This is a genomic window from bacterium (assembly GCA_026416715.1).
In the GTDB taxonomy this organism is placed as follows: Bacteria; UBP4; UBA4092; order JAOAEQ01; family JAOAEQ01; genus JAOAEQ01.
Genome location: JAOAEQ010000009.1, coordinates 65,752 through 81,554, shown reverse-complemented (window position 1 = coordinate 81,554; position 15,803 = coordinate 65,752). Strand labels below are relative to the sequence as shown.

Sequence of the window (15,803 nt, the reverse complement as noted above, 5' to 3'; positions counted from 1 at the left end):
CTTAGGGAAGTTTTTCTCCTGATTTCATCATTTCGATCCGGTAATCTTTTCCTTCAAATGGGATACTAAAACACATTTCTACCAACCGCGAATATATTCTATCACCAATTTGTTCTTTTAGTTCTGGGATATCGCGATTGGTCGTAACAATCGTTGTTTTCCTGTTTTCATACCGTTTATTGACAATAGCATACAGTCGTTCATTCACCCAGCCGCTAGTTTTTTCCGCACCGAGGTCATCGAGAACTAAAATATCGGTATCACAAACCCGGTCAATTAAATCCCAAGTAGCGGATTCATCACTGCTATCGTACGTTGCACGTATAGCATCTAACAACGTTATAGTATTATAAAATAATCCGGTATAACCTTTATGAATCAGCGCTTTTAGAATCGCTACGGCAAGATGGCTTTTCCCGGTTCCGCATTTACCCCAAAAGAGGAGTCCGCGTTGGTTCGCTGTATAATCTTCAATATATTTTTTAGCGAGCTCAAATACTTTCTCCCGGGCTTTGGTGTTCGTTTTAAAAGTTTCTAAGCTTTTTTCGCGATACATTGGAGGGATATTTGCTGCAATTAATCGCATAACGGTATTCGCTCGTCGTTTACATTCGCATTCCATCGCTCCTTGCGGTGTGATAAGATTACCGTATCCGTCGCATTTATCGCAGCCGATAGGTGGAACCTCAAGTGTATTCATAGGGATCTCAACTAAAAATGTAAGAACGCAGAAACGAAGAAACGTACCTTGTGTTTAGTGGTATTCATGTAACTGGTTCTTTCGTTTTTTCGTTTTTGGGTTCTTTGGTTTATCCTTTTTTAATGGCGCATAGAGTTGCTTGAACACATAGTTTAAACTGCGAATATTGTTCTGTTTGGCTTTTTGGAATGCAGCTTTAATTTTATCTATATCAAAATTCGCTTCGAGTTCTTTCAATTCATCGAGAATAATATTATTCATCCGCATTCCGCATAAATCAAAATACCAATGTAATATCTGCGCGAATTTCGTCCCGTTTTCTAGTTTTACTGGTTTGGCTGGGTGGTAGTATCGTATCGTTATCGGGTCAGTTGCACCGTTTAATCCGCCATCTGCGAACGGAATTTCAGTCGGTTTAATCGGTGTTGATATAGGACTCCGAATTTTTAAATATGCTGGTTCCGCATCGGTTTCCGGGAGATAACAATCAATATACTCCAACTCGCGCAATGATTCAAGCAGCGCGCGCACTCGGGACGACGCAACTCCGGTCATCTGTGCGATTCGTTCAATCGGTTCATAGAACAAATCCGGTTGCGGATTCGATAAACAATCGAGTTCAATAAGTTTTTTTAATATAAGCCAGCCATCTACTCCAAGTTGACCAGCAATTTTCTGCGGTAACCCGCTAAACTCTAACCAGCGCGGAAATTGTGTCATCAAGAAAGGCATAATGCCTTCTTTCGAGCAAACTCCAAATCCCAAAATCCTGATAGAATTGGAGTAAACCTATTAACATTTGGATTAGGAAATTCGGAATTATAGGGTTATCCTTTCACGCTGCCGATGGTTAACCCTTTAATAAAATATTTCTGCATGAATAGGAACACGATAAGAATTGGAACCGCGGCAACCACTGCGCCGGCCATACGAATTCCATAATCTACCCCATGTTCTTGCAATTGCTGAAGAATAGCTAATCCAACTTGCAAGGTATACATCTTTTCACTTTTTAAAATAATCAATGGCCAGAGGAAATTATTCCAGTTTCCCACGAAAATGAAGATACCAAGTACTGCCAATACTGGCTTACATAACGGCAAAATAATTCGCCAGAATATCCCGAACTCGCTACAACCATCAATCCGGCCTGCTTCTTCTAGATCCGATGGCAAACTCTGAATATACTGTTTCATTAAAAATATCCCGAACACCCCGGCTATTGACGGTAGTATCAACGCAAGATAACTATCTAATAATCCGAGGTTAATCATCATTAAAAATAATGGAACTAACGTTACCTGACCAGGAACCATCATCGTTGATAAAATCATCCAGAATAAGAATTTATTTCCCGGAAATCGCCGTTTCGCAAACGAATATCCAGCTAATGAATCGAAGAATAAGTTAAACCCAGTGTTCACACAAGCGAGAAATAGTGAATTTAAAAACCAACGAACAATTATTCCGACTTTCATATCAACGAGAAATTTCGGTAACCAGCTAGCAAGCCAGCTGCCAGTACTGACCAGCGGTATCTGCGAATACTCATACAGCCGAACGAAATTATCGAACGTGAACCCACGCAAACTTATTTCCGGCGGCATTTTCACCAACAAATCTTTTTGCGTGAATGCGGTTAGAAACATCCAGATAACCGGAACAAACGATACGAACGCCCACGTTATCAGCACAACATATACCGGAATAACCAAAATAGCACTTCGTTTGGTTAAAATTCTCTCTTGAGTTTCAATATCTTCAGCCGACATAGAAGGAAGGACAATGCACTAAGTACAAAATTTTATTTTTTTATACTTGGTACTTGACACGTGGTAATTGTTTTAATATTCGACATCACTTTTCAAAAACTTAAATTGAATTACGGCTACGGTAACTACCATAACAAATAAGACGAGCGCCTGCGCTGATGCTAATCCGAACTCGAAATTTTCGAAACCGGTTTGGAATATCAACATAACCAATGGCGTGGTAGCATATCCCGGACCACCACCGGTCATAATATAGATATTCGTGAATACTTGGAACGATCCAATGGTGCCCATTACCAGCAGGTATAGTATCGTCGGTCGTAACAGTGGAACGGTAATTGTCCACCACCGTTTTATCCCACCTGCACCGTCAATCATAGCAGATTCGTGGAGTTCTTTCGGAACACGACCCATTGCTGCTAAAAAGAGTATCACACCACCGCCTGGTGCCATGAGCATTCCGGATAACATAATCGAATATAACGCGATCGCCGGATTTATCAACCAATCAACCTGATGTTTTTCCCGAATTGATGATAAATAGACTTGCGCTGGGGTGAAAATAACTTTTTGAATAATAATTCCGAGAATTCCAGCGATAATTGCTATCGAGACTACACTGGCAATGTAGAGAACAGTTTTTTGTGCGGGTGTAAAGTTAAGGTTTGACGGTCGTTCCGGATTTTTCCCTTTACAGAGCAGGTAGATATACCCACGTACCAACATCGAACCGAATAAATAGAGTAGTCCGACGAAAATGCAGATTGAAACCAACCAGGGCACAGTATATGTTGTGGTATCAAACGCGTTTTTAAGAATCGGGAACGGACTGATGAGATTAATAAAACTATTGATAACCGAATTAAATAAGCCGAATGTCGGGTCATAAATCCATTTCCAGATCATCGCAATCAGCACCGCTCCAATTACTCCAGGCAGATAATACGCTGCACGGAAAAAAGCACGGGTTTTCGGACCGAGCGGATTAATCACACTCGCTAATAACAACGCAACAATGATTCCTTCCGGAACCATAATGCAGGTATAGACGAGCGTATTCGGAATCGCATATTTCCAGAATACTTCACTGGTGAAAACTTTGTAGAAATTTGCGAATCCAACCCAAGAACTGCCGGTAACGCTAAATTTCTGGAATGCTAAAATAATTGAATAGGTTACTGGCATGAGCATGAAAATCGTGAATACGAATAAACTCGGCGCAATAAATAAATATGACCAGAAATGTTTTCGGAGTAATTTCATCGGTTCCGGTTCGCGTAGCAGCAGTACAGTTATCACTAAAATAATCGCGACAATAATCCCTACTGATATAACCACCATCATTTGTCGTGGGGTTAGTTTTGGTCCGTGACTTTCTTTTGTCATGGTTCGCTCTTTCTGGTACATCGCTAAAATATGCCCAACTTCTCGCGCCGCATCCTGCATAGCGGTTTCAACCGATTTCTCTTTTAGCAGGGCATTCTGTATCTGCCGCTGAATTACATTATCCATCTTCTGCCCTTCCGGATGGAACGCAGGCATAATCACATTTTCATACGCTTTAAATAAAATAGCGAAATCTGGGTCATCGCCATAAATGTTACCGATTGATTTCCGAACCGGAAGTGTGCCGGAATTATAGTTAATCCATTGCGCTTCATCAGATAACGCTAACATTTTCGCTAATTCAATACATAACGCTCGTTTTTTGGGATCTGATTGTTTGAATACCACCCAATTGCCGACTCCGGGTGATGCAGTGGTTATTTTCCCGCTTTTCCCAATCGGGGTTATCGCTGCAGAAAAATTCAGTTTCTTCCAGTTCTGTCGAACCGCTTCCGGGTCTCGGTCATCAATTTTTTTATTCCGTTTTTTTAATGAAATTAACGCCCATTGGCCTTGGAACGTTGCCGCTAACGGCCGTTTTTCGCTCATGAATGTATCCCAGACCGCACCGGATGGTTCTAATCCGCCAGCGTTCGGTAACGCACATTTATATTTATGCTCTAAATCAACCAGTTTTTGTACCCCGGACATAAATTCTGCACTGGTTATTGTACATACGGTCATCTCATCGTTAAAAAACCTGCCACCGTCACTATACATCACGCCCCATGCTTCACCCGTGCCTGGCATAACACCGAACCCAATTCCGTAAACATCAATTTTCCCGTCTCCATCTCGGTCGAATGTCAGTTTCTGCATCTTCTCAACAAACTCTTCATACGTCCAGATACCATCTTTTGGTAAAGGAACCCCACGTTCTTTAAAGATATCAGTATTTAAAATGGTGATATATACCGTTGAATACCACGGAAACGCATAGGTTTTCCCTTCAAACTGACATACTTTCAACGGTTGTGGAAAGATATCTGCTCGTTCTTCCGGGGTGAGATAATCATCAAGCGGTTCGAGTACATCTTGGAGGACATACGACGGTTTCATGGCTGACCCACAGATATCCGGATAATTACTGCCGGCAACCGCTACATCAAGTTTCTGACCGCCACGCGCCCAAGATAATCGGGTAAACTCGACTTTAACATTCGGATATTTCTTCTCGAAAGTTGAAAAGGTACTAAATTGCCACGCTTCAGTTTCTTTCGGTCGTGGAAAATTCCAGACTTCAATAATCATTTTTTCTTCTTTTTGTTTCTGCCCAAGTTTCAGCCAAGCGCAACCGGTGACAAGCAGTCCTCCAAGGATACCGAAGAGAATGAAGCTAATTAATCGAGTTTGTTTTGAGCATTTGTTTACCATAATTGAATATTATACTATATCAAACTAAGTTTGCGAAATAGTCAAGTTGAAATATATAATCAGTCATTTCTAGGTGGAATTAACCCTCAACACAGGAAAGTGAATTTAGCCAAGTTTGAAATGATCCCACAGGAGAAAAATAGGGGTTTTCGGTATTTTTAGCCCTGTTAAAGGGCAACTGAAACCTAGTCCAGCACGAAATGCTGCGGTTATCGTAGAACATTTAACTTAGTCGCGCGCACCACGGCTGCTAATAATTTCCTCCGCAGAATATTCCAATTGTCTCGATAAGACTTTCAATAATAAATTAAAATTCGATTCCTTTCCGTGGCTTAACGCCGGAATCAGCCGGATGTTTTATTGATTTCATTTCCGTTACATAATCCGCTAGCGCAATAATCTCTTGCGGCGCATTCCGTCCGGTTAAAACCAACTCGATTTTTTCCGGCCGAGTCTTGATTAACTCGATAACTCGCGAGATTGAAGCAACTTTTAAATCCATTGCATTATTTATTTCATCTAAAATAACCATATCATACTTTCCAGATTGCCATTCTTGTTCCAGCCAATCAAGTGATTTCCTGATTTCTTCGGTTGCAATCGGAAAATTCTTTTCATATTCCGGCGTGTGGAATAACCATCCTTGATAATGGTTGACACAAACGACCGTCGGTTTCGGTCGTAATTGACGGAACGCCGCATTTTCTCCCGATGTTTCCGCATTCGGTTTCAAGAACTGCAAAATTAACACGCGTTTATGCGCACCTATCGCACGAACCGCTAACCCATACGCACTAGTCGTTTTCCCTTTCCCGTCACCGGTATAAACATGAACCAATCCTTTACCCATATTCTTTTATTAACCCCAGATTACCATGGTTTTTCGATCGTTGTTAAAAAAATAAAGACTCTTAATAGCATAAGAGAATACGTAGGTATTGTCAATGATAATTTTTAGATTTTGAATTTTTATCTTGTGAAATCCGAATGTTTATCGGAACAGGGATGAACGAGCTCATAGCTCGTTCATCTTTGCTCCGAATTTTAGCTAAGCTGAATTTGTCTTTCAGTAACACAAATGTAACGGGAACTAAGTGGAGAAAGAGCGGAGCAGGGTTAAGGGAGTAGCTTACTCCCTTGATTTCACTCTATTGAGAAGACGGAATAATACCGAACGAACTTAGACACCAAGAGATACAATAATTAACCGATATAAAGATTTTGTTGGAGACACGGAATATTTTTGTGTTTTGGTGTCGTGGTGGTAAATTATGGTTTATCGACCGATAATATCGCCGACGCTGACAGTACCGTTGGTTGGGTCATAGACTGGTCGTTCATGGTTATCCTGCATATCTGGACCGATACTATAAAGATAGAAAGTTTTACTAACTAACCCATACATAAAATCCGAATCCGAGAAATAATCTTTCGGTACCGTAGATAAAAACCGTGGCGCTAGTTCAGATAACGAATTCGGGTACGTGCGATTCTCCTGATAATATAACTCTAAAGCAGCAAGAATCCGAATCAGCCGATTATCAGTTGCAGTACTCAACTCGCGGATCATCGCAGATTCAAAATTCGGCAGCGAAACGCTTACTATCGGATGGACTTTCCTAACCATTGCGGTGAGTTTCGACCCTAAGTTTTCCTGCCGAAACTGCGGATACGGCAAAGCAAACGTTTGTATCAAATATGCATATATTTTCTCACTTTCAGCCAGAATCCGCTGGATTTCAGGTTCGGTTAATTTTGCGAGCGCTTTATCCTGTTGCGCATAGTGTTTCGCATTCTGCAGAATATATTGCAAAGTCTTTTTTTCAGAAAAGAACACCTCGGTAAACGGGACTCGATTCTGTTCAGCTTTCTCTAACGTGTGAATTATCTGTTTTAAGTTATTAGAATCTTTCGGATTATTAAGTACAAACTGTTTGAGCGGATTATATGCAATGTTCTCTAACGCGCTGGCAACCAATTTCTGCGTTAACGAGGTATTCTTCCCAGCGAAAACGCTTCCGAACTGCACACCGAGCAGATAATTATTCACCGCTTTGTCTAGTTTCCCTTGATTCTCGAATCCCATTCCTTGAATTACAAGTAGTTTTCCTATCATTTGCGCAGCAAGAAAATTCGGTAGTTTCCGTTCCGGTCGGAAATCTTCGGGACAAATGTTAATTTTCGCATTAACCGCATTTCTGATTTCTGCAAATGATGCTGTGCATTGTTCAATCTGCGGTAAAAGTTTCTCAGCAGCAGCATAATCCATAGTTTTTAAAATATCGGTAGCGGTTTTCCCTGCTGGGAGCATTTCTTTCAATGGGAACATAGCGATTGCTTGTTCAATATAATCCTGTGTATTTGTTTCAGAGTGTTGGGTGAATTCAGGTAGGAGAACTACTGTAGTCGAACCAATAGTGCTTGTTACTGAACCAGATGGAGTTAAGAAATTCGAGCTAATCCAGAAATATACGCTTACACTTACCAGCACTGCCACTATAACAATAGCAATAATAATAACCTTTTTCATCTGGGAATTTAATTGGTTTTCGGTCTCCGAATAATATCACCACTGCTGGTTAATCCGTTATTCTGGTCATAAACAATTTGCCCGTTATCATTTTTCCCATCCGGTCCGATACTCCAGATAATAAAATCATTATCATTGAGTTTCTTATAATTGAATACTGCATTTTGAGTGAACGGGTCGGTAGGAATCCTAACTATATATGCAATCGGTGTTGTCAAAACAAATAACGTATCCGGATAAGTTTTATTATCAACTTTCCAGGAATCTAATGCGATATGAAGCGAACGAAGATCATCCTCCGCTTGTGCAAGCTGATTTTTAATAGCCTGTTCCTTTTCAGCTGGTGACCCTGTGAGTTGGATAGGAGTTACTGCAGGGTTTAATTTCGGTTTTATCCATAGAAAGTATAGTCCACCAGCGATAATGATTACTACGAACATAACCAAAAATGCTTTTTTCATAGTGTCCTCTCTTAGAATTATCCTCGATGATAACTTGAGATTTTATATCATTGTAGGGTAAGGGTACGAGTTTTGTCAAGCTTTTATCAGAAGACGTGAAATAAAAGACTTTCAAAAAGTTGTTGGGATTTCAGAATATTCTTTTGTGATTTTGTAGTCTAGCCCTTGGTTTTACTTTTTGAAAGTTGGTTCTCAATGGACGAAGTTGATAGGTTTTGTTGTAGCTAATGATGAGGATAATTGGCATAAAATTAGTAGTTCTTTTAGTAATAAGCCGCTTACACCTTACTGCTTTCTACTTTCAGGGTTTGCTTATACCGAATGGCTCGAACGTTCAAGGTCACCTACGCTTGCCCGGGGAGCGGGGTGCGACTCGTGTCGAAGCGAAGCGACAAGCACGAGACGTGACACGGATTAACGTTGGGCGCACCGTCTAGTTCGACCTTTTTCAGGACTGCATAGAGTTACATCTCAATTCTCGCGGACGACTCGGAAACCAACATCACTGAAGCTAGCCGATGGTTCCCTTCCTTCCCTATATTCGGTGCGGCAGCTCATCCGAGCTGAACACCAAGACCCGCCCTTTACCACCATAACAGTTTTACCAGGTTCTATGCCTTGGGAAGTCGCGATTTTGGTAGAAGTCCATTCCCAACAATTACCCCACATGTCGATTGCACCGCAAGCCGCTAGTGTTTTTGCATAAGCATCAACTGGCGTCGTTCCGTTTTTCTCGCCGCAATTGAAATCCGCATCTTTAGGCATGTGTCCAGCAGCAAGCTCCCATTCCATTTCGGTGGGCAGGCGGTAAATTGCTTTCCCATCCCTATCCGAGAGCCATTTACAATATGCGGTGGCATCATCATAGGATACATTCACCACGGGATGCCGTTCCTTATCAACAGGCATAATTCCATTAATCCAATCCTTCGGCGGCTTTCTTCCCGTTGCCGTAATGAATTTGAAATATTCTTCGTTTGTGACCGGAGTGTAAGCGATCGATACGTTATGAGCGGCTCCGAGCACTGGCAAATATCCATCATTGGTATAACGGGAACCGGGACGAAGACGTGGATCGGTGAAACGGAGCAAGCTTTGTTCAATGCGTTTTTCTCTGTTCTGAATCACCTCATCTACAATCTCCTGCATTTCCTGAACCTTGGATGTATCCTTGGCAGTTCGCTTTAACTCCTCAAGCTTCGCCTTTTTACGCATAATAACTTTATCATAATTAACTTCAACCTGTTTTCTCAATGCCGCCAGATTCGCCTCGGATGGATCCCTACGATACGCTGCAATTAATCTTTTTGTTTCTTCATTCAGCTCCGGACGCTCTTTCTCGATTGTGGTGCTGAATTTGAATTGTTTTGCTTCTCCATTTGGAGCTGTGAATCCTACGCTAACGCTTGCGAGCATGCACACTGATATTATGGTTTTAGCCAGATTGATATTCATAGTAGTTCTCCTCATTTTGCTATCAATTCTGATTGCAGTTCGCTACCTATCAGACGGTACAATACTTGTTACATTAGACGACTAGGAAGGGAAAAAAGTTCCATCCGAACATATTCAATATGGTACTTTAACTTGCAGAAGTTAGCGTGTTATTGTACCCTTTTTAATTCAATTCCCATTATTTAGGAAAAAACACCAAAATGGAAATGCAATATATAAAATTGGTTATAATCATGTTGTTGCTAGTATTCGGTGCATCTTTTACGCAAGCGTATCAGATTGTGCTAGATGGAGAAGACCCAGTATTAAGTATAAAAACCGGCGCGTTCATTCTGGATAAAACTGGCAGTTTTAACGGTAACTTTAAATTCAGTGCTGTCGGTCCAAGTATCGGAACGTCGTTAGCAGTCTGGACTATTGATGGGATTCCTACCGGAACCTATTTCATCGAGTTCTATGTCGATAACGGAAATTATGCCGCAACTGCGGAATATATTATCGAAGATGATTATGGCGTTTCAACAGTTATCCGGTCGCAGAATTATGTCGGCACCGGTTGGCATTCGTTAGCAACCTGCAAATTTACTAACGCTGGTAGAATAACCCAGACTGACCACTGGACTGGTGCGGGAACTAAAGTTATCGCGGATGCGCTCAGATTGACCTATCTAGGCACACCGAGTCTACCAACGATAGATGTTACTACACCAGCGATAACTATCGTGGTAGATGACCTAGGAACCTTGAACCCTTATGATATGTCAACGTATACCTATCAACTATTCGCTCAATGTTCGAGTATAACCTATGCAGTTATGCCGTTTCAGGCTTATACCCTGTCAGTATTAACCGTTGCGGCGGCGAAAGAACTCGAAACCATATTGCATCAGCCGATGCAAGCAACCGTAGATCCGAATTATAATCCATCGGATGCAACCTGTCTATATATTGGGATGAGTGATGCGGAAATTTTATCCTGTTTAACGACTAATATCAATTCCGAATATCCCTATATCATCGGTATGAATAATCATCGAGGGAGCCGGTTCAGCCAGTTTGCGCACGGTCTGCAGGTGGTTATGAATAAACTGAGAGACCGGCGGATGATTTTTTACGATAGCCGGACGATAACAGATTCCGTTGCTTATGATATAGCTAAACAGACGGGATTACTTACCGCAGAACGGGATTTATTCGGTGACGGTGCGTCGGTTCAGGATACAAAAGCTCGGATTCTATCAATAGCAGAACGTGCAAAATATTCCCCGAACTATAACCATCTCCTGATATGCCACCAATATAATGACACTGTTCCTGCGTTATTAACCGTTGCGTACGATTTACAAACCGCTGGCGTCGCCTGGATTCGGCTCTCGAAAAACGTTGCGTATATCGTTGAAACCGATTTCCAGCCGGCAGGTGCATCGGTTATTTTAACCGGTTCTTGGCAGACGACCGCAAACGATATGATTTCGCAAGAGTGTTATGATGGGAATGCATATTATGCCATTGGCACCGCAACCTATCAGTCAGCGAAATTCGTTCCGAACCTGCAGGAAGCTGGGAAATATGAAATCTTCGTCGGGTTCGGAGCGGGGACTACGAACGCTGCAGATTCGGTTAAAGTAACCATTCGAACGATTAGTGGGGATTCAGTTTTCATTCTGAACCAAGCGCGGGAACCGAACCGATGGCACTATATCGGAACCTATCAAATGCCAGCAGACACGAACGGATATGTTATGCTGGATAACTCACTGGTTGGAAGTGGAAGCAAACAGATTCGCGCAGATTGCGTGAAGTGGGTATATAAAGATGTAATTCATACTGTGCCGGTGGTTTTGAGTGAATGGTGGTTGGAATAGAAACTTAACCGCAAAGAGCGTTAAGAAGCCGCAAAGAGCATCATCGAAAAAGTAAAAGAAACAATAAGTATACTCAATTCTTTATGAAAAGATGTTATAACTGCGGGGAACCGTATCAGGAATCGCATCCTTTCTCGTTCCAGAGTACCTGCGGCAAATGCCATGCATATTTGCATTGCTGTTATAACTGCCGACTGTATGACCCGAACGCATCTAATAAATGCAAGAGTTCAACTACCGAATGGGTCACTAACCGGCAGAAATACAATTTCTGTGAAGAATTCGAGTTCGCTGAATCTGAACCGAAACGGCAACCTAGCAAAGAAGAGACGAAAGCGAAGTTTGATAATTTGTTTAAAAAATAATTTAACTGCAGAATATATCAAGTTTATTTTTCTTACGACCCTCTCCTAAAATGTAAATCGTCCGAAATAGCAATTAACTATTTTCAGTCTGGATAGAAATGCTAACATCCGTATCCGGCGGTTCGTAGTATTCGGGAGTTAGCGTTTGCTGTTTAATTTCGCCGACGATATGCTTAAATAAATCCGCATACTGCAGACATCCTTTCCCCTTGACACCTTGAATATGGACTTTCACTTCTCCGGTCGGGTCGATTTCAATTTCAAACTCGATTTTTCTCTTTCGCATAGAAAATCAAAGTTGAATGGTTTTTAGCGTATTCTCACGTATAAAACAATATCCGCTCGCATCCGGCTCCATTCGTTTGCATCAATGGTTCACCAGTGGCGAACTTTCAATCGGATAACATTCTGCGGCGTAGTTTCTTCTTCTGTAATAACGAACTTTCGCTGTTGCAGTTCCCGTTTAATTTTCTGATATACGTATTGCTGAACCAGCCGGTGAGCAAATTCCGTTCCAGCTTGTCGTAATTCCTCTTCAGTCTTAGTCGTTCCGGAAACGCAAACGGATAACCGTTTTCGTTCGTCACGTTTAAACGTTATCGTAATATTTCCTTTCGTAAACTCAAGTTGTTCTTCTTCAGCTAATCCATTCGCGACCACTTCACTATTATTCACCGCTAATTCTATCTGGCGAAATCGCGGTTCAATCGGTTTAACCGCAAGCGGAGTTATCTTCTTCATTGAATATCCTAATCGAGTGCCAGTAGTTGTAGCGGTATCAAGCAGGTCACTTAAACTTTCGATTATATAGGGAAGTAAAATAATTTCTGCGCTCATAACCAAGGAAAATGATGCTATAGATTTTTAAAGCTGAGTTAACCGATTCAGCTCGCGATAAAATATATGGTTTATGAGTTATGCGCACTGATTATACTCAAAAACGTAGCCGTTAACCATAGACGAAAAACCAACATTCAATCATACCCTTTAATTTTTTCGTAATTAATGAAATGATATTTTTAAGACGATTATAATAGGGTAAAGGTTTATTTCCGTTTCTTTTTCCGATTTGGGTGGAACCTCGTAATCCGCTTATTTCGGTTTGGATTTAAGGCAGTTGTTAAGTCAACCATTTCTTTCGAGTAGTTGATAATATTTATTTTTCCATCTGGTTCGATATAAATCGTTGATTCCATAGGGATAATTCTTTTTCTCTTCATAATATAACCTGATATTAGCAATTCAAAAATGCCAATTATAATGTCGAACTATATTGAGCTTTTCGACTCATCATGAGCTTTGGATTACCGCCCTTTTTCTGTCGATAAATCAGGATAACCCTTGGCTCAAGCTAAGTAGAAAAAGTTACTTTGAGCTCCTACTGTAGAAATAATCGCGCGCGAAGTCGCTGCCAGACCTGATGCCAATATGATTCCGGTGGACATGGTTCGTTATTCAATTCGGCAACTATCTGCCGGGTTTTCCGCAACGTATATAATTCGCCCATACAATCCGCGCACTGACTTAAATGCTGGTCAACCTTGTGTTTAGATTTCGGAGCTAGGGCACCCTCATCATATTCCGCTAATTTTTTACGGATGAAATAACAAAACATAGTCAAAAAGATTCAATGCAAAATGTAAAATGCGTCGATCCGAGCTATACCTCAAGGTTAGAACTATTTATGGTATCAATTCTCCTTTACACCTAATCCCGAGAAATCGGGATACAACCTTCGCTGAAGAGTGGAGTCGAAGAAGAAATTATCGCTTAACCGTTGCGAGCTGTTCCTTCTTCTGTTCTAATCCGGAAGTATAGCGCAATTTTGAATCTGATACCTCAACTTTCGCTCCAGCTTCCCCACGGAGTTCAAGCATCAATGGGAGCAGTTTTTGCCGGAGCCGGCGATGCGCATGGAAAAGAGTCGATTTAACGGTTCCGTCAGCACAATCGAGGATTTCAGCAATCTCTTTAATTTTCAAACCTTCTAAATCATGGAGAATGGTTATGGTTCTCTCCTGTAGCGGGAGCGAATCTATCGCACGACGGATAATCGTTCTGCGCTCATTCCCAATCGCTATTTCATCTGGCGCTAGAGTTCGGTTATCCGGTACTTCGATATGGATAGATTCAGTCGATTCCGACGTAGCGGATTCAATTGTGGTCTCTTTTAACCGGGTTCGTTGCCGAAGTTTATCGATAGCAAGATTCACCGCAGTTCGATAGAGCCAGCCGATAAGATTTTCGATAGTTTTCCCCTGTTGCAGCGTCGTATAGAGACGAATAAATGTTTCTTGTAGGATATCATCGGCATCAGCGTGATTATGGATCAGCCGATATGCAGCGAAATAAACAGTTTTCTGATATCGGATTACCAAGGTTTCAAACGCAGATTCATTTCCAGCAGCGGACTGGGTTAATAATAATGTATCATCTGAATCCATAAAATAAACAAATCTAAAATCCAAATATCGAAAATCGTACTAAAAAATTAAAAACTATAAGGTAAAAACAAAAACGATAGGATTACAATCGGGATTTTAAGGAATGCTCTTTTTCTTTTTCCCTATTTGTTTCGGATTTCGTATCGCGATATTTGGTTTTGTCTGTTAAAGATGGTGGAGACGACGGGACTCGAACCCGTGACCCCCACACTGCCAGTGTGGTGTTCTCCCAGCTGAACTACGTCCCCAAGCTAAAAAGTACCTAGTCCGAAGGATGAAGTACCAAGCACCGGAACTTTATCTCATTTCTGTACTTGGTACCCGGTACTTTCATAAAATTACTGGATAATTTTAACCAGTGAGAAATAGGGTAGGAAAACAGATAAAGCGATAAATAAAACAATACCACCGACAAAAACAATCAAAATCGGTTCGATTACTGACGTCATTCCGTGAATCAGGTCATCCAGTTCCTGTTCATACGATTCTGCTAGACGCTGGAGTACCGTCTCGAGTTGACCGGCTTGTTCACCGACCGCAATTAAATCTACCGCTAATCCCGGAAAGAAAATTGAATCTCGTAACTGGTCTTCCATCCGTCCGCCAGCTTCGATTCCTGCCCGGGTTTTTTCAAGCGCTTCCGCAACGTTCGGACTACCAACCGAATCTTTCGCTATCTGTAATCCTTCCAATAAACCGATTCCTGAGCGGAGTAATGTTGCTAACGTTCTGGCAAATCGTGCGATAACCAGTTTGGTAAATATCGGACCAATTAACCAAACCCGTAATCGAATTCGATCGTATAATAATTTTCCGGAAGCAGTTCTTCCGTAAATAATCAAGGCGATAATGATGATGATCAATAAAGGCACATAAATCGCCCATTGATTTCGGAGGAAATCTGATGTCGTAAGAATAATCTGGGTCGGTAACGGTAGGTTAACTTGTCCTTGTGTTTTTTTCTGAAACAACGGGACGAATATCGGAATAACGTAGGTTAACAGAAATATGACTACACCAAGAGAAGCCGTTATTGCCACTGTAGGATACATCATCGCAGACCGTATTTTACTGGTTAATGCAATGCGATTCTCCAGCATTTCTGCAATACGCCGTAATGAACTTTCTAAAACACCGCCGGTTTCTCCAACCCGAATCAAACTGATGATTAACGGCCTGAATATCCGCGGATATTTCGCTAATCCGCCGGATAAACTCCCACCTCCTTCAACATGGTCAGCGATTTCTTTAACAATTTTCGCTAACCGCGGATTATTCGTTCGTTCGGAAAGTATTCGTAAACTCCGCAATAACGGAACCCCGACATCAATCAAGAGCGATAATGACCGCGAAAAAACCGCTATATCCTTCTGTGATATCGGACGAGGAATATTAATTTTTAATAAACTTTTCTTTTTCGGTTTTCCCGCCATAAACTATACATCAAATCC

16 protein-coding genes and 1 tRNA gene are annotated in these 15,803 nt (G+C 41.4%); 2 read left to right on the top strand and 15 right to left on the bottom strand.

The window, feature by feature from the left end; all coding sequences use genetic code 11:
* Nucleotide 1: 1 nt before the first annotated feature.
* From N3A72_05420 to N3A72_05385, 8 genes are all read right to left on the bottom strand, one after another.
* Nucleotides 2-700: an ATP-binding protein gene (locus tag N3A72_05420; protein ID MCX7919040.1), complete on the bottom strand. Its 699-nt coding sequence runs from the start codon at nucleotides 698-700 to the stop codon at nucleotides 2-4.
* 54 nt (nucleotides 701-754) lie between these two features.
* Nucleotides 755-1,420 carry a hypothetical protein gene (locus N3A72_05415; GenBank protein ID MCX7919039.1) on the bottom strand — a complete coding sequence of 222 codons (666 nt, stop codon included), beginning with the start codon at nucleotides 1,418-1,420 and terminating at the stop codon, nucleotides 755-757.
* Between the two features lie 107 nt (nucleotides 1,421-1,527).
* Nucleotides 1,528-2,472, bottom strand: a complete 945-nt coding sequence (locus N3A72_05410; protein ID MCX7919038.1) for a carbohydrate ABC transporter permease — start codon at nucleotides 2,470-2,472, stop codon at nucleotides 1,528-1,530.
* Between the two features lie 72 nt (nucleotides 2,473-2,544).
* Nucleotides 2,545-5,232, bottom strand: coding sequence for an extracellular solute-binding protein (locus N3A72_05405; GenBank protein ID MCX7919037.1), 2,688 nt, complete (start codon nucleotides 5,230-5,232; stop codon nucleotides 2,545-2,547).
* Between the two features lie 307 nt (nucleotides 5,233-5,539).
* Nucleotides 5,540-6,082, bottom strand: a complete 543-nt coding sequence (locus N3A72_05400) for a cob(I)yrinic acid a,c-diamide adenosyltransferase (GenBank protein MCX7919036.1) — start codon at nucleotides 6,080-6,082, stop codon at nucleotides 5,540-5,542.
* A gap of 426 nt (nucleotides 6,083-6,508) precedes the next feature.
* Nucleotides 6,509-7,762: a hypothetical protein gene (locus tag N3A72_05395; protein MCX7919035.1), complete on the bottom strand. Its 1,254-nt coding sequence runs from the start codon at nucleotides 7,760-7,762 to the stop codon at nucleotides 6,509-6,511.
* An 8-nt stretch (nucleotides 7,763-7,770) separates the two neighbouring features.
* On the bottom strand, nucleotides 7,771-8,223 hold the full coding sequence (locus N3A72_05390; protein MCX7919034.1) for a type II secretion system protein GspG: 453 nt from the start codon (nucleotides 8,221-8,223) through the stop codon (nucleotides 7,771-7,773).
* A gap of 471 nt (nucleotides 8,224-8,694) precedes the next feature.
* Nucleotides 8,695-9,678 carry an SUMF1/EgtB/PvdO family nonheme iron enzyme gene (locus N3A72_05385; protein ID MCX7919033.1) on the bottom strand — a complete coding sequence of 328 codons (984 nt, stop codon included), beginning with the start codon at nucleotides 9,676-9,678 and terminating at the stop codon, nucleotides 8,695-8,697.
* Between the two features lie 200 nt (nucleotides 9,679-9,878).
* Between N3A72_05385 and N3A72_05380 the strand changes: the two genes are divergently transcribed.
* Nucleotides 9,879-11,543, top strand: a complete 1,665-nt coding sequence (locus N3A72_05380) for a divergent polysaccharide deacetylase family protein (protein MCX7919032.1) — start codon at nucleotides 9,879-9,881, stop codon at nucleotides 11,541-11,543.
* 83 nt (nucleotides 11,544-11,626) lie between these two features.
* Entirely contained in the window at nucleotides 11,627-11,908 is a 282-nt protein-coding gene (locus tag N3A72_05375; protein ID MCX7919031.1) for a hypothetical protein, read from the top strand.
* A 73-nt stretch (nucleotides 11,909-11,981) separates the two neighbouring features.
* On the opposite strand, the gene N3A72_05370 is transcribed toward N3A72_05375, so the two are convergent.
* The 7 genes from N3A72_05370 to N3A72_05340 all read right to left on the bottom strand — a co-directional run bounded on the left by N3A72_05370 (nucleotide 11,982) and on the right by N3A72_05340 (nucleotide 15,785).
* Complete coding sequence (locus N3A72_05370) at nucleotides 11,982-12,194, bottom strand: DUF2997 domain-containing protein (GenBank protein MCX7919030.1); 213 nt, start codon at nucleotides 12,192-12,194, stop codon at nucleotides 11,982-11,984.
* A gap of 89 nt (nucleotides 12,195-12,283) precedes the next feature.
* Nucleotides 12,284-12,745, bottom strand: a complete 462-nt coding sequence (locus N3A72_05365) for a hypothetical protein (GenBank protein MCX7919029.1) — start codon at nucleotides 12,743-12,745, stop codon at nucleotides 12,284-12,286.
* Nucleotides 12,746-12,954: 209 nt separating this feature from the next.
* The gene (locus tag N3A72_05360; GenBank protein MCX7919028.1) at nucleotides 12,955-13,128 is read right to left on the bottom strand and encodes a hypothetical protein; all 174 of its coding nucleotides are present in this window, start codon (nucleotides 13,126-13,128) and stop codon (nucleotides 12,955-12,957) included.
* A 158-nt stretch (nucleotides 13,129-13,286) separates the two neighbouring features.
* The gene (locus tag N3A72_05355) at nucleotides 13,287-13,523 is read right to left on the bottom strand and encodes a zf-HC2 domain-containing protein (protein ID MCX7919027.1); all 237 of its coding nucleotides are present in this window, start codon (nucleotides 13,521-13,523) and stop codon (nucleotides 13,287-13,289) included.
* Between the two features lie 148 nt (nucleotides 13,524-13,671).
* Nucleotides 13,672-14,352, bottom strand: coding sequence for an RNA polymerase sigma factor (locus N3A72_05350; GenBank protein ID MCX7919026.1), 681 nt, complete (start codon nucleotides 14,350-14,352; stop codon nucleotides 13,672-13,674).
* Between the two features lie 172 nt (nucleotides 14,353-14,524).
* A tRNA-Ala gene (locus N3A72_05345) sits at nucleotides 14,525-14,600 on the bottom strand.
* A gap of 90 nt (nucleotides 14,601-14,690) precedes the next feature.
* Nucleotides 14,691-15,785: a type II secretion system F family protein gene (locus N3A72_05340; GenBank protein MCX7919025.1), complete on the bottom strand. Its 1,095-nt coding sequence runs from the start codon at nucleotides 15,783-15,785 to the stop codon at nucleotides 14,691-14,693.
* Between the last annotated feature and the right edge of the window lie 18 nt (nucleotides 15,786-15,803).

Excerpts from the sequence above, each read along its gene's own strand:
- N3A72_05370 (MCX7919030.1), bottom strand. The coding sequence starts at position 12,194 with ATGCGAAAGAGAAAAATCGAGTTTGAAATTGAAATCGACCCGACCGGA.
- N3A72_05395 (MCX7919035.1), bottom strand. The coding sequence starts at position 7,762 with ATGAAAAAGGTTATTATTATTGCTATTGTTATAGTGGCAGTGCTGGTA.
- N3A72_05400 (MCX7919036.1), bottom strand. The coding sequence starts at position 6,082 with ATGGGTAAAGGATTGGTTCATGTTTATACCGGTGACGGGAAAGGGAAA.
- N3A72_05340 (MCX7919025.1), bottom strand. The coding sequence starts at position 15,785 with ATGGCGGGAAAACCGAAAAAGAAAAGTTTATTAAAAATTAATATTCCT.
- N3A72_05355 (MCX7919027.1), bottom strand. The coding sequence starts at position 13,523 with ATGTTTTGTTATTTCATCCGTAAAAAATTAGCGGAATATGATGAGGGT.
- N3A72_05405 (MCX7919037.1), bottom strand. The coding sequence starts at position 5,232 with ATGGTAAACAAATGCTCAAAACAAACTCGATTAATTAGCTTCATTCTC.
- N3A72_05385 (MCX7919033.1), bottom strand. The coding sequence starts at position 9,678 with ATGAATATCAATCTGGCTAAAACCATAATATCAGTGTGCATGCTCGCA.
- N3A72_05350 (MCX7919026.1), bottom strand. The coding sequence starts at position 14,352 with ATGGATTCAGATGATACATTATTATTAACCCAGTCCGCTGCTGGAAAT.
- N3A72_05410 (MCX7919038.1), bottom strand. The coding sequence starts at position 2,472 with ATGTCGGCTGAAGATATTGAAACTCAAGAGAGAATTTTAACCAAACGA.
- N3A72_05390 (MCX7919034.1), bottom strand. The coding sequence starts at position 8,223 with ATGAAAAAAGCATTTTTGGTTATGTTCGTAGTAATCATTATCGCTGGT.
- N3A72_05360 (MCX7919028.1), bottom strand. The coding sequence starts at position 13,128 with ATGAAGAGAAAAAGAATTATCCCTATGGAATCAACGATTTATATCGAA.
- N3A72_05375 (MCX7919031.1), top strand. The coding sequence starts at position 11,627 with ATGAAAAGATGTTATAACTGCGGGGAACCGTATCAGGAATCGCATCCT.
- N3A72_05415 (MCX7919039.1), bottom strand. The coding sequence starts at position 1,420 with ATGACACAATTTCCGCGCTGGTTAGAGTTTAGCGGGTTACCGCAGAAA.
- N3A72_05420 (MCX7919040.1), bottom strand. The coding sequence starts at position 700 with ATGAATACACTTGAGGTTCCACCTATCGGCTGCGATAAATGCGACGGA.
- N3A72_05365 (MCX7919029.1), bottom strand. The coding sequence starts at position 12,745 with ATGAGCGCAGAAATTATTTTACTTCCCTATATAATCGAAAGTTTAAGT.
- N3A72_05380 (MCX7919032.1), top strand. The coding sequence starts at position 9,879 with ATGGAAATGCAATATATAAAATTGGTTATAATCATGTTGTTGCTAGTA.